General features: G+C 40.7%; 21 protein-coding genes. 16 read left to right on the top strand and 5 right to left on the bottom strand.

The features are described 5' to 3' along the window. Positions 1 to 54 precede the first annotated feature (54 nt). Complete coding sequence (locus tag M3197_RS13090) at positions 55 to 939, bottom strand: fructose bisphosphate aldolase (protein ID WP_251662028.1); 885 nt, start codon at positions 937 to 939, stop codon at positions 55 to 57. Between the two features lie 138 nt (positions 940 to 1,077). After that, positions 1,078 to 1,746, bottom strand: a complete 669-nt coding sequence (locus M3197_RS13085) for a YoaK family protein (protein WP_251662027.1) — start codon at positions 1,744 to 1,746, stop codon at positions 1,078 to 1,080. Between the two features lie 270 nt (positions 1,747 to 2,016). Between M3197_RS13085 and M3197_RS13080 the strand changes: the two genes are divergently transcribed. The 5 genes from M3197_RS13080 to M3197_RS13060 all read left to right on the top strand — a co-directional run bounded on the left by M3197_RS13080 (position 2,017) and on the right by M3197_RS13060 (position 6,526). Then, the gene (locus M3197_RS13080; RefSeq protein WP_251662026.1) at positions 2,017 to 2,820 is read left to right on the top strand and encodes a gluconate 2-dehydrogenase subunit 3 family protein; all 804 of its coding nucleotides are present in this window, start codon (positions 2,017 to 2,019) and stop codon (positions 2,818 to 2,820) included. Between the two features lie 26 nt (positions 2,821 to 2,846). Then, positions 2,847 to 4,601: a GMC family oxidoreductase gene (locus M3197_RS13075; RefSeq protein WP_251662025.1), complete on the top strand. Its 1,755-nt coding sequence runs from the start codon at positions 2,847 to 2,849 to the stop codon at positions 4,599 to 4,601. 228 nt (positions 4,602 to 4,829) lie between these two features. Further along, positions 4,830 to 5,192: a hypothetical protein gene (locus M3197_RS13070; protein ID WP_251662024.1), complete on the top strand. Its 363-nt coding sequence runs from the start codon at positions 4,830 to 4,832 to the stop codon at positions 5,190 to 5,192. A gap of 255 nt (positions 5,193 to 5,447) precedes the next feature. Continuing rightward, complete coding sequence (locus M3197_RS13065) at positions 5,448 to 5,816, top strand: hypothetical protein (protein ID WP_251662023.1); 369 nt, start codon at positions 5,448 to 5,450, stop codon at positions 5,814 to 5,816. Between the two features lie 92 nt (positions 5,817 to 5,908). Beyond that, the gene (locus M3197_RS13060; RefSeq protein WP_251662022.1) at positions 5,909 to 6,526 is read left to right on the top strand and encodes a nitroreductase family protein; all 618 of its coding nucleotides are present in this window, start codon (positions 5,909 to 5,911) and stop codon (positions 6,524 to 6,526) included. A gap of 155 nt (positions 6,527 to 6,681) precedes the next feature. Here the strand turns inward: M3197_RS13060 and M3197_RS13055 are convergent, their stop codons facing one another. After that, positions 6,682 to 6,975, bottom strand: a complete 294-nt coding sequence (locus M3197_RS13055; RefSeq protein WP_251662021.1) for a hypothetical protein — start codon at positions 6,973 to 6,975, stop codon at positions 6,682 to 6,684. A 394-nt stretch (positions 6,976 to 7,369) separates the two neighbouring features. Beyond that, on the bottom strand, positions 7,370 to 7,693 hold the full coding sequence (locus M3197_RS13050; protein ID WP_251662020.1) for a GRAM domain-containing protein: 324 nt from the start codon (positions 7,691 to 7,693) through the stop codon (positions 7,370 to 7,372). Positions 7,694 to 7,883: 190 nt separating this feature from the next. On the opposite strand from M3197_RS13050, the gene M3197_RS13045 reads away from it, so the two are divergent. Then, the gene (locus M3197_RS13045) at positions 7,884 to 8,969 is read left to right on the top strand and encodes a DUF4395 domain-containing protein (protein WP_251662019.1); all 1,086 of its coding nucleotides are present in this window, start codon (positions 7,884 to 7,886) and stop codon (positions 8,967 to 8,969) included. 288 nt (positions 8,970 to 9,257) lie between these two features. Further along, complete coding sequence (locus M3197_RS13040; RefSeq protein ID WP_251662018.1) at positions 9,258 to 10,019, top strand: SDR family NAD(P)-dependent oxidoreductase; 762 nt, start codon at positions 9,258 to 9,260, stop codon at positions 10,017 to 10,019. Between the two features lie 69 nt (positions 10,020 to 10,088). Here M3197_RS13040 and M3197_RS13035 read toward each other — a convergent pair whose 3' ends face one another. Then, on the bottom strand, positions 10,089 to 10,745 hold the full coding sequence (locus M3197_RS13035; protein ID WP_251662091.1) for an SDR family oxidoreductase: 657 nt from the start codon (positions 10,743 to 10,745) through the stop codon (positions 10,089 to 10,091). A gap of 206 nt (positions 10,746 to 10,951) precedes the next feature. Here M3197_RS13035 and M3197_RS13030 point away from each other — a divergent pair, with 206 nt between their 5' ends. From M3197_RS13030 to M3197_RS12990, 9 genes are all read left to right on the top strand, one after another. Next, the gene (locus M3197_RS13030; RefSeq protein ID WP_251662017.1) at positions 10,952 to 11,680 is read left to right on the top strand and encodes a DsbA family oxidoreductase; all 729 of its coding nucleotides are present in this window, start codon (positions 10,952 to 10,954) and stop codon (positions 11,678 to 11,680) included. Positions 11,681 to 11,763: 83 nt separating this feature from the next. Continuing rightward, entirely contained in the window at positions 11,764 to 12,399 is a 636-nt protein-coding gene (locus tag M3197_RS13025; protein ID WP_251662016.1) for a hypothetical protein, read from the top strand. Positions 12,400 to 12,501: 102 nt separating this feature from the next. Then, positions 12,502 to 12,897 carry an SET domain-containing protein gene (locus M3197_RS13020; protein WP_251662015.1) on the top strand — a complete coding sequence of 132 codons (396 nt, stop codon included), beginning with the start codon at positions 12,502 to 12,504 and terminating at the stop codon, positions 12,895 to 12,897. Between the two features lie 364 nt (positions 12,898 to 13,261). Continuing rightward, entirely contained in the window at positions 13,262 to 13,804 is a 543-nt protein-coding gene (locus M3197_RS13015) for a hypothetical protein (RefSeq protein WP_251662014.1), read from the top strand. Continuing rightward, positions 13,801 to 14,550, top strand: a complete 750-nt coding sequence (locus tag M3197_RS13010; RefSeq protein WP_251662013.1) for a hypothetical protein — start codon at positions 13,801 to 13,803, stop codon at positions 14,548 to 14,550. Before M3197_RS13015 ends, M3197_RS13010 begins: the two co-directional genes overlap by 4 nt. 31 nt (positions 14,551 to 14,581) lie before the next feature. Then, positions 14,582 to 15,550, top strand: a complete 969-nt coding sequence (locus M3197_RS13005) for a phosphotransferase enzyme family protein (protein ID WP_251662012.1) — start codon at positions 14,582 to 14,584, stop codon at positions 15,548 to 15,550. Beyond that, positions 15,550 to 15,861 carry a hypothetical protein gene (locus M3197_RS13000; protein WP_251662011.1) on the top strand — a complete coding sequence of 104 codons (312 nt, stop codon included), beginning with the start codon at positions 15,550 to 15,552 and terminating at the stop codon, positions 15,859 to 15,861. Before M3197_RS13005 ends, M3197_RS13000 begins: the two co-directional genes overlap by 1 nt. A gap of 4 nt (positions 15,862 to 15,865) precedes the next feature. Further along, positions 15,866 to 16,357, top strand: coding sequence for a hypothetical protein (locus M3197_RS12995; RefSeq protein ID WP_251662010.1), 492 nt, complete (start codon positions 15,866 to 15,868; stop codon positions 16,355 to 16,357). Positions 16,358 to 16,403: 46 nt separating this feature from the next. Beyond that, a complete protein-coding gene (locus tag M3197_RS12990; RefSeq protein ID WP_251662009.1) occupies positions 16,404 to 16,859 on the top strand; it encodes a hypothetical protein in 456 nt (151 codons plus the stop codon). Positions 16,860 to 17,549 lie beyond the last annotated feature (690 nt).

Raw genomic sequence — 17,549 nt, 5'->3', positions numbered from 1 at the left:
ATAAAAAGCCTGTGTCTCAAACCAACTAAATTGGTTTAGGCACAGGCTTTTCACTTAAATGGACGCTTCGTAAATCGATTTCACCGCTTTTTCAAGAGCGCTGTTGAACTCATTATCCGTTTGGTTGGCATTCAAGTCTTGGCTAAGAGCTCTTGAGAAACTGGCGATCAAACCTTCGTTTTCCTTCAGTTTTTCATTTGCTACAGTTGTCGAGTACCCTCCCGACAGCGCGACAACTCGTACGACTCTAGGGTGTTGAATTAGCTCCCTGTACAAGTTTGCCACAGTAGGAATCGTCACCTTTAACATGATATTTTCATAATCAGTCAACTGATCCAAGTGATTCAGAAGTTCCGTTTTCAATAATGCTTCACAAGCTGGTTTGTGTGTGCTGTTAATATCCACTTCAGGTTCAATAATTGGAACAAGACCCGCAGCGATAATTTGTTTCCCAACTTCAAATTGCTGATCGACAACCGCTTTAATGCCCTCTTCATTTGCTTCTTTAATGACAGAGCGCATTTTTGTCCCAAAAATATGACGTTCGTTTGCACGGTTCAAGGTTTCTTCCAAGTCTGTGATGGGTTTCATGAGTTGGACGCCGTTTGCTTCGTCGGCAAGGCCCTTGTCGATTTTAAGGAATGGAGCAATCCCTTTCTTTTCCGCTAAGTAATCAGCAGTGTACATACCGTCAATTTCACGATCCATCGTTTGTTCGAAAAGGATCGCACCAAGAATGTGCTCCGCATCAAACGCAGGAGAAGTGATGATTCGCGTTCTCATATCGTGTACTAGATTGAACATCTCGTCTTCGTTAGAATACGCATTTTCGTTCACTCCGTATGCTGCAAGTGCCTTAGGGGTACTGCCACCACTTTGGTCGAGCGCAGCGATAAACCCTTTCCCATTTTTCACCTTGTCCAATTGTTTTTCATTCATTCCACTCACTCCTCATTCATAGTGTGTAACTTCCTGAAAAAATCATAAAGATGGAGACTGACAGAGGTCAGTCTGAATGTCTATCACTCTAACATGAGTAGAGCCTATCACGCCATCAAACCAGATTGGGAACCCCTCTTATGTCCACTTATAAAAAAATAGTGCAAGGATTGAAAAACAGACAATCCCGAAAGCAATCCATAATATAGCCATCGGATCCCATCCACTGATAGAAGCACTAGCACCAACCCCGGCAATGAATGTGACGATGCCAATGAAAAGATGAAGCATGTCTTTTTTTGCCTGTTCATCCTTTTCAAAGAGAATCAGATACAAGCTGTTCATCATATTCCGCGCATTCCCAGTCATAATTCCATTATTGACGGAAGTCGATCCGATTTTTCTGAATGTCGTCAATGCATAGCCTGAGAGTAACCCCAATACAAAAACCATCACAGATAATTCGAGTCTTGTTTGAAACAGTGCCAGCCCCAGTAAAAGGAGTGCCTGGACATACAGGAACAGGCGATATCTCCGCAACCCAGGAAGCCTCAAGCGAGCCAAAAGAACTTCGCCTAAAAATGCACCACACATGAACCCAAAGAAAGCAATCATGTTCGCTAAGGCATCATAGGGATGACCTGTGAATAGTTTGACACCAAACGTCACCATGTTTCCAGTCTGGGCACTTACGAAAACATGGTCCAACTCCATGAATGTATAGGCATCGATAAACCCCATCAAAAAAGCGGCACAGATTGTTAGTAAACTTGTAATCCGTTTGGTATGCAATTGATCTCTATCCATTTAGCTCTCCCTTCCTGCGGTGCGATTCCTCAAGAATTACGTATACCTCTGAAATACCCTTAAACAGCGAGAGATATCCATAAAGTTTAAAGAATGTGAGGATGGCCAGAAAATGCATGACTAGTTTTGTACTGAATAGTCGATACTCAATTTGAAACCACATTCACTCTATTTTATGGATGAATAGTTGTGATGTGAAGGTGTTGGAAATTATAAACCAGTTTAACTTTTAAAAAATACGGAAAAACATAAGGTTGGGGAGGTTTTAGCATGTCAGATAATAATTATAAAAATACCGCGAGTGGAGAGCAACAAAAACAGCAAGACATGAGTCGTCGAAAATTCCTAAAGAATTCAGGCTTAGTAGCAGGAGGTCTGGTTGGGGGTTCATTATTCGGAGGTTTGTTAACAAATAGTTTTGATTCGAAAAAAGAACAAAAAATGGAAAAGCATAAGGATACGTTGATTGATGTACAAGAAGCGATGCAATTTTTCACCCGTCATCAAGACTTCTTAGTATTAATGGCTGCAACGGAACAAATCTATCCTGAAGACGAGCACGGCCCAGGGGCAATTAAATTAGGTGTTCCTTATTATATTGATAAACAACTGGCTGGCCGCTGGGGCATTAATGGAAGAGACTACAGACATGGTCCGTTTACTGCTGTTTTAGATGAAAGCGATCAATCTGCGGGTCCTGCAGGCGAACAATCCATTTTGGATCGTGGTGACATTTTCATTCAGGGATTAAGGAAGCTGGACGAAGAAAGTCAAAAGCGATTTGGCACTACATTTGATAAGGCGGAAGAAGAGCAACAAATTCAGATTTTGCAGGACTTTGACGATGATAAAGTGAAAATGAACGGACTGGCCGCTTCTGAATTCTTCGCTCTACTCATCCAATCTACATTAGAAGGCGCTTACTCCGATCCTCTTTATGGAGGAAATCGGAATATGGAAGGCTGGAAAATGAAGGAATTTCCGGGTGCGCAAACATCATATGCGGGCTACATAGATCAAGACGAATTTATAAAACTGGAACCAGTGAGTTTACGGGACTATCAAGGACACTAAACTATAATTTGAGAAGAGGAAGCACAATGGTCAAAAAGTTACCTAAAGTAGATGCTGTAATCGTAGGATCCGGCTGGGCAGGCGGGATTGCTGCGGCTGAACTTACTAAAGCTGGACATAAGGTAGTAATACTCGAGCGAGGTCGTGATAAAAAGCACGAAGATTTTATGGGGACAAAAGACGAGCTACGTTATTCTAAACGATATGATTTGATGCAAGATCTTAATAAAGAAACGATTACATCGCGGAATTCCCTAGATAAGAAAGCACTTCCAGTTAGAGATAATTCAAAAGCAAGATTAGGAAATCATACGGGAGGCGCTGGAGTCCACTGGAATGGGATGTCATTTCGATGGTTACCGTATGATTTTGAGATTTACAGTAAAACGGTGGAACGATATGGTAAAGAAAAAATACCTAAGGAGTCCACGATGCAAGACTGGGGCATTACCTATGATGAGTTAGAACCTTACTACGATAAGTATGAAAAGACAGCTGGTATTTCAGGGGAAGAAAACCCGATTGGTCCCCCTCGTTCAGATAAATACCCCAATCCACCACTGAAAGAAACACCAACGATTCGCCTATTTAAGAAAGCGACTACTGATTTAGGCTATCATCCTTACCATATGCCTTCAGCAAATCTCTCACAAGCCTATGTAAACCCCGATGGAGAAAAGTTAAATGGATGTGTATATTGTGCGTTTTGTGAAGAATATGGGTGTGATTTTGGAGCAAAAGCCGATCCGATTGGTACCGTACTTGCGACTGCGAGGAAAACTGGTAACTTGGAACTGAGAAATGGCGCCAACGTCACACGAGTAGGTCATGACGGAAAGCGTGCCACAGGGTTAGTCTATACCGATACGATGACAGGAGAGGAATTTGAACAGCCAGCTGATATTGTCGTCCTTGCAGGGTTTGTATTTACAAATACGAAACTGTTGCTCGTTTCTAAAATTGGAACTCCTTATAATCCAAAAACAGGACAAGGAATCATCGGTAAAAACTTCACTGGTCACTTCAATAATTTATCCACTTATATTGGAGCACGTGGTTTCTTTGAGAATAAGAAATTCAATAATTTCATGGGAACAGGAGCATTAGGGGCGACAATTGACGACTTTAGTGGAGATAACGAAGATCATTCTAATCTTAAATTTCTACATGGATATGAAGTTCATTATGGTCAATTAGGAACACGTCCGATTGCGAATAACCAAGTACCAGAAGGAACTCCAGCTTGGGGGAAAGAGTTTAAAAAGCAATCGTTGAAATATGCAAACCGTAATTTATTCATCACAGCTCAGAGTGGATTTCTGCCAAACAAAGAAACGTATATGGATTTAGATCCAACGTACAAAGATTCGTTGGGGAATCCTCTCTTACGGGTTACCGTAAAGTATGCCGAACAAGATCGCGAACGTGCAAAGGCAGGAGTCGCTCGTTGCGCAGAAATTATGAAAGAGATGGGCGCAGATACGATGAATGTTGATGTTGTGGAAGATGACGTGGAATTTGACCATAAATTTTACACAGACCACTTCTTCGGAGGTGCGATTATGGGAGAAAGTCCCGAAAACTCTGCAGTCAATACGTATTCTCAAATGTGGGAGATGGAAAATCTCTTCGTAGTGGGGGGGTCATCTTTCCCGCATAATAGCAATTACAATCCGACAGGAACGATTGGGGCATTTGCCTATCGTGCTGCTGAAGGGATGAATAAGTATCTCAAAGATGGCGGGCTACTTACACAATCGGAGCTTAAGGAAAATGCGTAAGATTTTTTGTAACTGAATGATTGATCACGTGAGGAGGGAGAAGCCGGGATGTATAGGCTTTTCCCTTTTTTCGAGTACCCTCATCAGCCCATGCCCACCCTCTATAACAAAAATTAGACTTGAATAGCTCCGTTCAATACAAACTCTCATCATTTTCTAATGGTTCTCTAATAGAACTTTTGACCTTGTGATGATACAGTGGTAATTAGTATAAAAGGAGTGGTTGGGATGAGCGAAAGGGAACTGTTTACGACCATCAACAAGTGTGTCAATGAATTGGATTTTGTTTCTGCAAGGAAATACATGGAAGAGAATATTGAATTGCTTAACAGACATAAACATCGCTTGCAGCACAATGCACAAGAACTGTTTGAATTTGTAGCAAACCGAGATCTTAACAGCGAGATGCTGAACAGAAAAGAACTGAATATTATTCAGGCGATCAACGAATATGCCGCTAATTTTAACATTCGGGGATTTAAGCTTTTAGTAAAAGAAAGAGGAGCATTACTTAGTAAAAAAGACACACTCACTTACTTGAATGAAGATGCGAAAGCATTGTTGGAAAGCATGAACGCTCTCAGTGTATAAGTGTGTGTATTAAAAAATAGCCTACCTTATAGGTGCGAAAACTTAATTTGCACTCTGTAAACACTTTCGAAGTGATACACTTTAAGTATCTACAATCGATAGTGTTTTTCTTTTTGAAAAGTATTAAGTAAAGAGGGCGTGACACTGTATAGCGAATTTAGTATTCTTCTTATGACTAAAGAATGGGTGCTAATGTGGAAATACAGTTATGAAATGGTATATTGGTAAGGGTTGGTAATGTAAAGGGGTGGCCGTATGAATTCTCATGAATTGTTTAAAGTAATCAATCAATGTGTAGATGAATTAGACTTTATAACTGCAAGAAAGTATATGGAGGATAATATAGATGTTGTGAAAACACATAAGCATCATCTTCAGAGGAATGCACAGGATCTATTTGAATTTGTTTTAAATTCGGATGGAAGGCGGTTGACCCAATCGGAGGTTAAAGTCATTCATGCTATTAATGAGTATGCTACTCATTTTAACATCCGATCCTTTAAATTGATTGTGAAGGATCATGCGGGATTAGTGAGTAGGGAAGATACACTTACTTATTTAAATCAAGACGCGCGGGCATTGTTAGAAAGTATGCATATTATTACTAGCACTGAAGAGACTTAACACTATCTACCAATACTTGACGAATTAACTTACTAAAAGTATGCTAATGTTGTAAGGATTAATGGTTCTTTTAACCAACAGGAGGAGTTCACGTGTCTGAAACGATTTCTACCTTAATTAAAGAACGCCGTTCAGTGAGAAAATACGATCCAGACTTTACCATCGAGAGAAAAGAAATTTTGGAGATGTTAGAGCAGGCAACACGTGCACCTTCAACTAGCAATCTACAACCATGGGAGTTCCTTGTCTTCCTAGATGCGGAAGAACGCAAAGATTTGAGAAAGATTGCGTATAATCAGGAGCAAATTGAAACGGCTTCTGCCGTTATCGCTGTATTGGGAGATAAAGAGTTTTACAACAACATCGATCCAGTTTATGACAGCATGTCGGAAGCTGGTTTTGTGGATGACGCAAGCAAAGCAGTGCTCGTTGGCAATGCGCACAAAGCTTATCCACATGCGCCTGAAGAATCGCGTAAGAATATGGCAACGTTCGACTCTGGTCTTGTTGCAATGCAGTTCATGCTTATTGCAAAAGAACGTGGATTTGCGACTGGGCCAATGGGTGGGTTTGACAAAGTGCAGTTTGCTCAGCGCTTCGATATATCTGATCGTTATTTTCCAATCGTGTTAATTACTCTTGGAAAAGAAAATGCACCTGCATATTCAACAACTAGAATTGCAATTGAAGAAAAAGTAAAGTTCATATAACCTTTTTGATACGTTCGATGCAGTCATAAAACGGTGATTGCAATGCAGTGTGTACGCATTAACGAACAGTACTCAAATCAACAAATACCTGTAAACGATTGAATGGAGAATTCAAAAGTATACAGGTATTTTTACGTTTCGTTCGAAGGCGTGTTTCATTTCTTTTCTGGTACGAGTACAGTCCGCTCCAAAGGAACTCCGCCCATAGCAACATTTCTTTTTAGAACAACATAAGATAGTCCATCAACCACGTAATGTCCATCTCCGTTATACTCGGCACTTTTACCTTGTTTTCTAAGCTCTTCGATGACTGCATTGGCTTGATCGGTAAGACTTGCGTACCTGCCATCCAACTCCAATGAAATAGTGCCTTTCCGATACCCCATGAGCCTATTAAAACCAAACAGCATACCAACAAAGATAATGATAGTAATGAACCAGTTAGCCATTGCTTCTCCTCCTAATCGTTAGTTGTGCACTTGAAAACGATATTTTAAAAGCTTAGTGGATGTGGCGGATTCTATAAGAGCAGCTACTTAGAAATCGGTGCTTATATAAACACTCAACAAGTATTGAAACCAATTCAATTATGTTAACGTATAGTAATTATCAACTTATACATAAGTATATCAATGAACTAAGGCAAATAAAACCTTTTTTAACTAAATTTTCAAGTTATTATAAAAAGACCATCAAATTATGATGGCGTGCATGAAAATCTAAATAGTTGGTTTGAAATAATGGCTACAGTTATAAAGACGTTGGTTCCCTGACATCCAGCTAGATATAAGGAAATGGAAAAAATATACCCCAAACATTTAGAAGTGTTTGAGGTACAGTGTGTTAAGCACTTAATTTCTCTTGAACAAATTCCACGATATTCTCACGCTTAAACACGTCTCCGGGAGCCACGACGAACGTGTGAGTAGATCCGTCTGTAAGTTCTACAGTAAGACCATTCGAAAGGATGCCTAGGGCGTTGGATTCACTCACCTTTTCCATATCACTGATAGGAATTGCCACTTCGCCTTTTTGAATGTTGATGGCGTGCGATGAAAATAGGAATCGCTGGTCTGTAATGGTTAAGACTCCGCCTACAAATTCAATCCCATTTCTCAAGTTTGCGGACAGCTTATACTTAACTGTTTCTCCATCATGAAGTTCCATAATGTAACCTCCTCCTTAAAACCAAAGTCCAGTGGATAGGTTGCTAGTCAACAAGTACTTCTTTCAATTGGTTTCCCCTGTCTAATCTCGACTAAACAATAGAAAGTAGGCTTCAGTAAAAGAATGGTCGTCTTATGTTATAGTTTCGGTGAAGTAGAGTAATTACGTGTTTTGATTAATCTTTATTTTGTTGCATCAAAGGAGGCTGGAAAGTATCTCTACAAAAAGCTCTAATCTATTCGGTTGTCTAGGGTGTCTATTTCCGCTTGTTGGATTTGTTTTTTTAGCTCTTGCAATTTTTAAAGGAGCTGGTTGGCTGGGGTGGAGTGTTGGTGGCATACTTTTGTTTTTAGCGATTCCTTTGTTTGCCAAAGCACATAATTTAGAGATGGGTCAATTGGATAAGCAACGAGAAAGTTTGAGCTCCATACAACCACCGGTGGGTAACCTTGAAAACACGTTCACCTATGTTTCAAGTGATGCGTTGACAAGAGTTACAATAGATGAACAATCAGGTCAGATTTTTTGTTGGCGTGCAGTGGATGGTCTTGGAAAACCGTTAGATATACCGAAGGCCAAGATGTCCTACACGCTAGATAATTATGGATTTCATGAATTGGAAGCAATTGCGATTGTAGAGAATTCAGATGTAATCGATATGTCGTATACATCTACGAATATCCCGATGTTAGAGTATATTAAAAAAGAGATAGTTAGCAAACTTCCTAAAAATACTCAGTCTAAAAAAATAAACACATTAGCGTTGGTCATCCAAATTCGTAACTGGACGCAAACTTTTTATCAGGTCAATTTCGTAAAAGGAAATTACATGCAAATCGAAACGGACACTCCTGCCTATGAAAAACTAGTAAAGGAGATAAAAACGTGGTTCTCCACATTCAACAATCTATTAACTAATCAGCAACGACAAGAAACTCTGGGAACGGCAGTCTTTCAGAAAGAGAAGACTACCTCATCGATTAAAATTGAGACACCTGTAGCCACTAGTCCGACAGACATTCGAGAAATTGAAGTAACGATACCAAGTGAGCCTGCAACATCCTATCGATATTACGAACAAGAGGACATTGAGCCAATAGAATCTTCACTTGAAGATGAATCTGTTAAACCAGTGGCTACGTCTGAAAAAATTGAAGATATGGTGCCTTTCACTGAAGCAACAACTAAAGAATCTAAAGAGCTATCCTATTTCGAAAAACTAGTGGCAGAAAACAAAAGACAATTACACAGCAAAGGTCCGTCAGAAAAAGAATAAACCTCATAATCAGTGCAGCCAAGTGACTAAAACTAGCCAGTAGAAGTGTGAAGTGTAGTCTAAGAAACCTGGTGCTTAGACTATACTCATCTAATCGTGTGTGTGATGCATACACAAAAGTCCTTAAACCTATTGTGTGGTTTGAGGGCTTTTGTAGTTGGGATTATATTGTGCAAACAACGCTAATCATTGCCATCTACCTTTTTATTCAGATAATTTAAAGTTAAAAGAAGGGATGATTTTCGTTATGCAGAATAATTAGAATGTAAGAGAAAAGGAGGAATTAATGTGGGCACTTTAATGACGGACAAGGTAGGAATTGTAACAGCAGCTGGCAGTGGGCTAGGGAGAGCGAGTGCACTCGCTTTTGCAGAAGAAGGAGCAAAAGTTGTTGTTTCTGACATTAATGAAGAAGCTGGAAAGGAAACAGTGAAACAAATTACTGAGGCGGGCGGAGATGCGATTTTCGTACGCTGTAACGTTGCTGAAGAACAAGACGTTATGGAACTGGTGAAACAAACAGTTGAACATTATGGCCGACTGGATTGGGCACATAATAATGCGGGAATTGGCGCACCTTCCATGCCCATTGCAGAGACAAAAACGGAAGATTGGGACCGGTGCGTTCAAATTACTCAAACTAGCTTGTATTATTCATTGAAACATCAAATTCCGGCCATGTTGACTTCTGGAGGGGGAGCTATTGTCAACACAGCTTCTACATCTGGTCTACTTGGATCGGAAAACTTAGCCACATACAGTGCAGCTAAGTGGGCAGTTAATGGACTGACGAAATCGGTAGCACTGGAATATGCGAAAAAGGGAATACGAGTTAATTCAATTTGTCCGGGTATGACCTTAACTCCTGCTGTAGAAGCGTGGGCAAAAGAAGTTCCGGAACAAGCGAAATTTGTGGAAAATGATATTCCATTAGGACGTATGGGACGACCAGAAGAACAAGCACAGGCAGCGTTATGGCTATGTTCAGACAAGGCTTCGTACATCACGGGAGTGAACTTAGCAGTAGATGGTGGTCAGACTGCTAAATAATTTACCATAATTAATCTGAACGTCAAAAACCGTACCCCGTCGTTATAGTCGGAGTACGGTTGTTAAACATCATTTAAGCGAGGCAATCGCTTCTTTCACGGGAGTGTCGCCTGCAATTACTTGGAATTCCTTACCGATTGTCGAGTTGTCTTCTAAACAAGCCAGGAGAACTTGAGCGATGTCAGCACGCGGAACTTTGGTTGCTTCGACCTTCTCTGCGGCTTCGATTTTACCCGTCGCATCGTCGTTCGTTAGCATACCCGGGTGAACAATCGTATAATCTAGATCCGTTCTACGAAGCCAATCGTCTGCGTAATGTTTTGCTGCTACATAAGGGGCGAACGAGGAATCAGCATCTTGGATTGCCTCACGAGTCGTATCATAGGAACTGATCAATACAAAACGCTTTACGTTTGCCTGTTTTGCAGCTTCAATTGACTTCACGGCGCCATCCAAGTCAATTAGCATCGTTTTGTCTGCGCCCGTTTTCGGTCCGGAGCCTGCAACAAATACGATGGCATCTACACCTTCAGCGGCTTCTGCAATTTTCTTCGGGTCTTCTTCTAAATCCACTAAGACTGTTTCAGCTCCTAAGTCTTCAAAGTAAGAAGCTTGTTCTTGTTTCCGTATCATCGCTTTGGCTGTCAACGAATCACTCTTCTGAATTAAAGAAACAAGTTCTTTACCGATTTGTCCGTTTGCTCCAACAACTAGTACTTTCAAAATATCCAACCTTTCTATAAGTTGCGTATTTAAAATCTCCGGCAGTTCTTTAAGAACCTAGAAGAAGTTATATTTATATAATCTATACCCGATTTGGTAGATCCCTAACATTTGTTACAGTGAACTATAAAAGCGTACTAATTCGTTTCCAGATTATTCAATGGTATAGTTGTCACAATGAACAAACTACAAAAAAGGGGAGATCACACATGAAAATTGAAATTTGGTCGGATTTTGTATGCCCATTCTGCTATATCGGAAAGCGGAAATTAGAACTGGCGTTGGATGAAATCAAAGGGAGAGACCGCATAGACATCGAGTTTAAAAGTTTCCAACTGGATCCAAATTCCCCGAAATATAGCGGGCAAGACTTCTATGAAAGTATGGGCGCTAAGTTTGGAGGCGCTGAGAAAGCGAAACAAATGATGACTTCGATTACACATCAAGCGAAAGAAGTTGGACTCGAGTTCAATTTTGATACGATGAAACCAACGAATACGTTCGATGCACATCGAATGACGAAGTTTGCAAAAGCGCACGTCAAAGATGCTGTACTCGCAGAGAAATTACTCTATGCTAATTTCACACAATCCAAAGATGTAGGTAACGAAGTAACTCTTGTTGAGCTTGCAGTAGAAGCAGGTTTATCCAAAGAGGATGCACTTGCTGTAGCCAGTAACCCGGAAGCTTATGCAGACGAAGTACGTGCAGACATCGAAGAAGCAAAACAGCTAGGTGTCACAGGCGTTCCATTCTTCGTGTTCAATCGGAAGTATGCGATCTCAGGTGCACAACCACCAGAAGCATTTTTACAAGCAATGGAGCAAATCTTGGAGGAAGAAAAGCCTGTATCCGTATTTGAAAACTTGTCACCTGATAATGGGGCAGATGCAATGTGTGCAGATGGCAGTTGTGCGGTTCCTGAGGAAAAGAAGTAATTGATAGGAAACCGTCATCTTTACTAGTGGATGGCGGTATATTTTTAATCAGGGGATGTAATAAGGAATGGGGGAATGTATACATGAATATTGAGCAGGAGCGACGTCATGCAATAGGTTTACATGATTTGAGGATAAAAGAACTTCGTAGCAAATTGTCGCTTTCAGAACAAATGGAACTTGAAGAACTATTAACTGTTCAAAATGAAAAGCAGCCTGGATTTGAACAGATGCAAGTTCACAGTGAAGTCATCCTCTACGCGATCAGGAACTATACATGGAAGGATATGACCCCGGAGCCTACATTTCTTCAAAAGTTAGTAAAAGCAAAGCCCGCTCCCAAGTCCTATAAACTCTCTTTTCCGGAATTACCGGATGCTGATGAAGAAGGCTTTATGTTTTCACTCATGCTGGACTTCCGTCAAATCATGGAAGACGTAGGACTGGGGACAGAGTGGCCGAAAATGTTGCCTGCAGAGTGGGAAGTGTATTATGGGGATACGATGGATGATGGCGAGAAGGAATGGTTTGACACTCTGCCAGATCCAGCCTGGTGTCATGCGAAGCTAATCGAAGCAAAAGGATTGGAAGAAAAAGTGGCTCAGCATGGAGAGGAAATGATTGAGCTGCTCGCATGGGTAATAGAATACTGGGGGAATGGTTATCAGATTTACGCCGACATGGCGGATGTTTTCGATTACTATGGGGAAGGGATCTAATCGAACAGCTATTGCCAGAGGATTGAGAGTTCTAGAAAAAGCATTTGATGGCTCATTCATGCTATAGTGGGGCAATAAATCCAAAAGCGAGAAGGCGAATAAATGATTGAGGTAAAAACTTCAGAGATAAGTGATGGCGAGTTCAATAGAGGCGTTTTTGCCACATGTGATATTGAAAAAGGGCAGTTGCTGCATGCGGCACCGGTCATTTCCTATCCGAATGAGCAGCACCAGTATATTGAGAAAACGATTCTTGGGGATTACGCCTTTGAATACGGAGTGAAACACTCCGCAATTCTATTAGGATATGGCATGCTTTTCAACCATTCTTATGAGCCGAATGCCTGGTATGACATCAATTTCGATAACCAGACGTTTGACTTCTTCGCCCATAAAGCAATTGCGGCCGGAGAAGAAATCTTCATTAACTACAATGGTGAAGTGGATGATCAGGAGCAGTTGTGGTTCAACCAAGATTATGCACCGTCTGAAGACTAAGTACTGAATGAATAGATGAAGAAAAGCCATTTACACAACGCGTGTAAGTGGCTTTTTGCGTTCCTTCAATTTCAAAAATTGCTCCCTAATGATTTCCATATAGTGTATGATAATCATATAGTAAATTAACTGAATTGAATTATATTTTCAATCGTTAATGATTAAATATTTCATAAGAGGAGTGAACGAGATAAACGAGTATGGTCCTTTTGATTTTTTATCTAACCTTTTAACAGGTTTAGCTTGGGGAGTGATTGCTTACCTGGCGTATAGAATGTATAGGAAGAATCCTGGGCAACAGGTAGGTTGGAAAGCTTTTCTGGTTTTATTATTCGGTATATCTTCATTTTCAATTACATGGACGATGGCTAACACAATCATTCGGATTGCTGTATTGCCACTAGGTGTATGGGTTTTATATTTCGTTCTTAAAAGAAAAGAAGGGCGTTGGGAGCGGTATCGTAAATTCGCATGGTTAGGGTTCGGCGCGAATTATATTTTCTTACTCAGCATACTAGTGGCGAGTTCGATTGGGCACTTTGTTTATCCGTCAAATCATGTAGCGACATTTGTATCGGATGTGAAAGAAGCATCGATTCTATCCATTCATCCAACTGGAAATGCGAAGGTTTCTCTCAATGTGAAGGCGTTGAATTCAGAACTTCAAACACTGAAGCAATCACAAATTTTCGATGAGTCTTGGTATGAGGATACGTTTTACCAAGAAAAAGCGAGATATGAGCGTTTTCCATACTTATTAATGGATGTGAAACCGAAATGGGGAAGTGGTGTACGTTCGACGATTTATGTAGAAGAGGATGGGAAAGGGTTGCTCATCCAAACTCCGACAGAATATCTGTACTTCCGCTCTACTCAATCATTTGTTAAGGGAAGTGACGCAAGATGAGAAGACATCACATAGCGTGGATATGGGTTTCTCTAGCGAGTGTCCTTCTTTTAGTCTTCATGTGGTGGAATTATTCTCCGCCGTCCCAATTTCCGGATGAGCGCCAGCTTCTGAGGGAAATGAACGATGCGTTGAACCAATTTGGGACTAGTGACCAAGTTGCTGAAATCCAAAAGGTGATCCAAGCAGATCGTCGTCACGTCGCAGTTCCTTATATTTCGGAAGATGGTAATTATGGGATGAGCTTTTGGATTTGGGGCAAATGGAAATGGAAATTAATCAATTTAGAATCGAATGGGGAACCTAGGCTCTGGATGATTGACAGAAACGACCCGTCTTCTTATTTTCTAACGTGGAATATTGCACCTGAAACCGGCGCGAAGAAATTAAATGCGTATATGATTCGTCGAAGAGATTTTGGAATGATGGACGGGAAGAACTATTATAGCCCTCGAATTCAAATGTCTAAAGAAATCGTGTTAACTGAAGAATCGTTCGGTGCGATATCCCTTCCTCCAGCTTGGCAAGAAGTGTTGCAATCTGCTATTCGCTTAGATGAGACAGAAACATTTTCTTGGTTCGATAGTTATCCGCCATCCGCTATGCAATATGAATTTGGATGGAATGCATTGGATAGAGATGGAAAGTCGGTCTCACAAGAAGTGTTCTTCAACGGTACTCAATATTCTTTCGGCTCAAGTGATTTTCAGTACATGATGGTGATTGATGAACGTGAATTGGAGTAGGTGTGAAGGAATGATTACACAGGAGGAAATTATGAATACTGAAAGAGTTTCAGTGATTTGTAAAAACTATAATTTACAGCCGGAAAGAATAGAGATTTTACGTTCAGGCGAAAGACTATTGGCAAAAGTGACAGCTGAGTCGCTCTATTTGTTGAAAGGTGAACGTGCGGACGTTTTATATTGGGTAGCTTGCTGTGGCTATGCTCAACTACTTGTTGAACGCGATATGAATGTTGCGAGGTATGTTCAAACAACAAGCGGTTTACGTGTACATGAAGAAGATGGATTCGTTTTCACCTTAGAAAAAGAATTGTCAGGGCATGAATTAACTAATATAACAGATGAGTTGCTGTCTGAAATCGGTCGTTTATTGGGTAAGCAACATATCATATCAGCTCAATTCAAGTCGCCCTTCACTACAGGAACTTCTTGGAGCATGTTTGGCGGCAATGCGACGGAAAACCTTGGGGACTATGATGAAAACGAATTAAGTTTTTTAGAGTTTAAGAATTGCTGTGAAAGCCATCCCTTATATGAAGCAATTGAATCTTTGTATCTTGAATATCGGAGAGTGTTACAAAAAGCTTGGGCGCAACTGCCGCAAGGTGCTGTTCAAGGGGACTTTTGCTATTACAATATGGTGCGTGAAGAGAGCGGAAAACTTGGCATTTACGATTTTAATCTAGCTGGAAACGAAGTGTATTTGAATGAAGCCATTGCAGTCGCTGTTTACCATGCATGGCATGCGCCTTATACCGGGGAACTGACGGAAGAAAAGCGATTTCAACTATTATTGGAAACGTATACTTTTGAACGCCCCTTTTCTGAACAGGAGCAGGTACTTGTTCTGATCCTGAAATCAGTTATCCGGGCTTTTCGTTATGATCGGGTGGAAGCTGGGGGATCTTTAAGCGATGAACAAAAGAGAAATGAGTTCCTGCAAGAAACGCTTAATATTTTGATGGAAGCAAAGCTTGAAAATGGATTGGAGGCAAGGTGATGGATAGACGGATTCGGAATGGCGCACTTTATGGTTTAATTATTTCCTTTTCCCTGGGACTTTTCTTGGCTAATTATAAACATCTTACGTTAGAAGATGGAGTTGAGATGAAAGAATATTTGCCCGTTTATGAGTATGTGATTTCGGTATTACGCTATGGTGCGATGGGGACGTTGATTGGGATGTTCATTGGTTGGAGAATGAGTAAAGCGAAGTATGAAGGACCTAAAATATATTACGGGGAAGTGTTTCTCGGAGTGATTTTCCTTACATTAGGAATTACAGCGCTGTCTTATTTGTTGGGGGGATGAAGTATTGAGTAAAAAACTATGGATACCTTTATTGAGCGTATTCGTCCTCATTGCAGGAATCTATACTTTTCTTAAGCTGTATCCGCCATTAGAGACAGGAACAATCGCTTCAAACTTAGATCAGACCTTGTACCTTGTAGGAGTCGGGAACCGTGGGCTGAGTACGATTCAACTTGTAAATGTAACCGTGAATGTGGAGGAAGCAGTACCAACTGAAACGAAAGTTCAAACGTGTGATGCATTAACAGGATTCACGCTTACAGACGATTATAGAACCGAAGAGCTAAATGGTTGTGGAGTCCGTGATTTAAAAGATGTTGTTATTAAAAAAGGAACGTCTCCTGCTAAAACGTATGCTAAACAGGACCAGGGGACAGTTACTAAACAGGATTTGATTTATGGTGTGACCGTAAAGAATGATTTACCGATTCACACTGTGAATATTAAATACAAATACTTTGGGATTCCGTTACGTCTTGTTGTTGAGTTGGACTGATAGGTGAGTAATTTTTTTCCGGAATTTCAAATAGAGGGGTGTAGTCATGGAGAATGAGTACTTCTGTGTTTTTCATACTGATCCTTCTTCAGGAGATATAGATATTGAGTGCAAAGGAGAAGGGCAGGAGATTCACTTCACGATGATGATCAATTATTATTCTGTACCCGTATTGTTCTTTCAATTGTCCAGGCTATGGAGAGGCAAGGAAGTTGAAACGGAAATGGACGGTTATGGGATGGCCGTAGTTTATTACTTTAAGAAAGAGGAAGACCGTATGCTCATTAAGCATGAAATTCGTTCCAGTGAAGGTGATTTTGTTCATCATTTTAACTTTGACTTCAAGCGATTTGCAATCGCGCTGGATCACGGGATGAAAGAGTTGATTGAACAGCAGAAGGCACTTGGAAACTACCCTCTGCCGAAGTCTGTCTTACCTGATCTGCTGGAAGAGAAAAATATTCAAGAGTACGAGGCTTTTTCTGCATTGATTCATGGGTAACAACTATAAGCTTATAAGTGGAATTTGAGATTTATGAGCACAATCCCTAGGTTATGAGCGGAATTTGAGATTTATGAGCATAATCTCCAGTTTATGAGCGGAATCCGGGATTTATGAGCACAATCTCCAGTTTATGAGCGGAATTCGCGATTTATGAGCACAATCTCCAGTTTATGAGCGGAATCCGAGATTTATGAGCACAATCTCCAGTTTATGAGCGGAATTTGAGATTTATGAGCACAATCTCCAGTTTATGAGCGGAATACGGGATTTATGAGCACAATCCCTAGGTTATGAGCGGAATACGGGATTTATGAGCACAATCTCCAGTTTATGAGCGGAATCCGGGATTTATGAGCACAATCTCCAGTTTATGAGCGGAATTCGGGATTTATGAGCACAATCTCCAGTTTATGAGCGGAATTCAAGATTTATGAGCACAATCTCCAGGTTATGAGCGGAATACGGGATTTAAGAGCACAATCTCCAGTTTATGAGCGGAATTCGAGATTTATGAGCACAATCTCCAGTTTATGAGCGGAATTCGAGATTTAAGAGCACAATCTCCAGTTTATGAGCACAATCCCTAGGTTATGAGCGGAATTTGAGATTTATGAGCATAATCCCCAGTTTATGAGCGGAATACGGGATTTATGAGCAGAATCTCCAGTTTATGAGCGGAATTCGGGA

The organism is Sporosarcina aquimarina (assembly GCF_023715615.1).
Lineage (GTDB): Bacteria > Bacillota > Bacilli > Bacillales_A > Planococcaceae > Sporosarcina > Sporosarcina aquimarina_A.
Note: the sequence above shows the minus strand (reverse complement) of the source record. Positions and strands in the feature narration are given on the sequence as shown.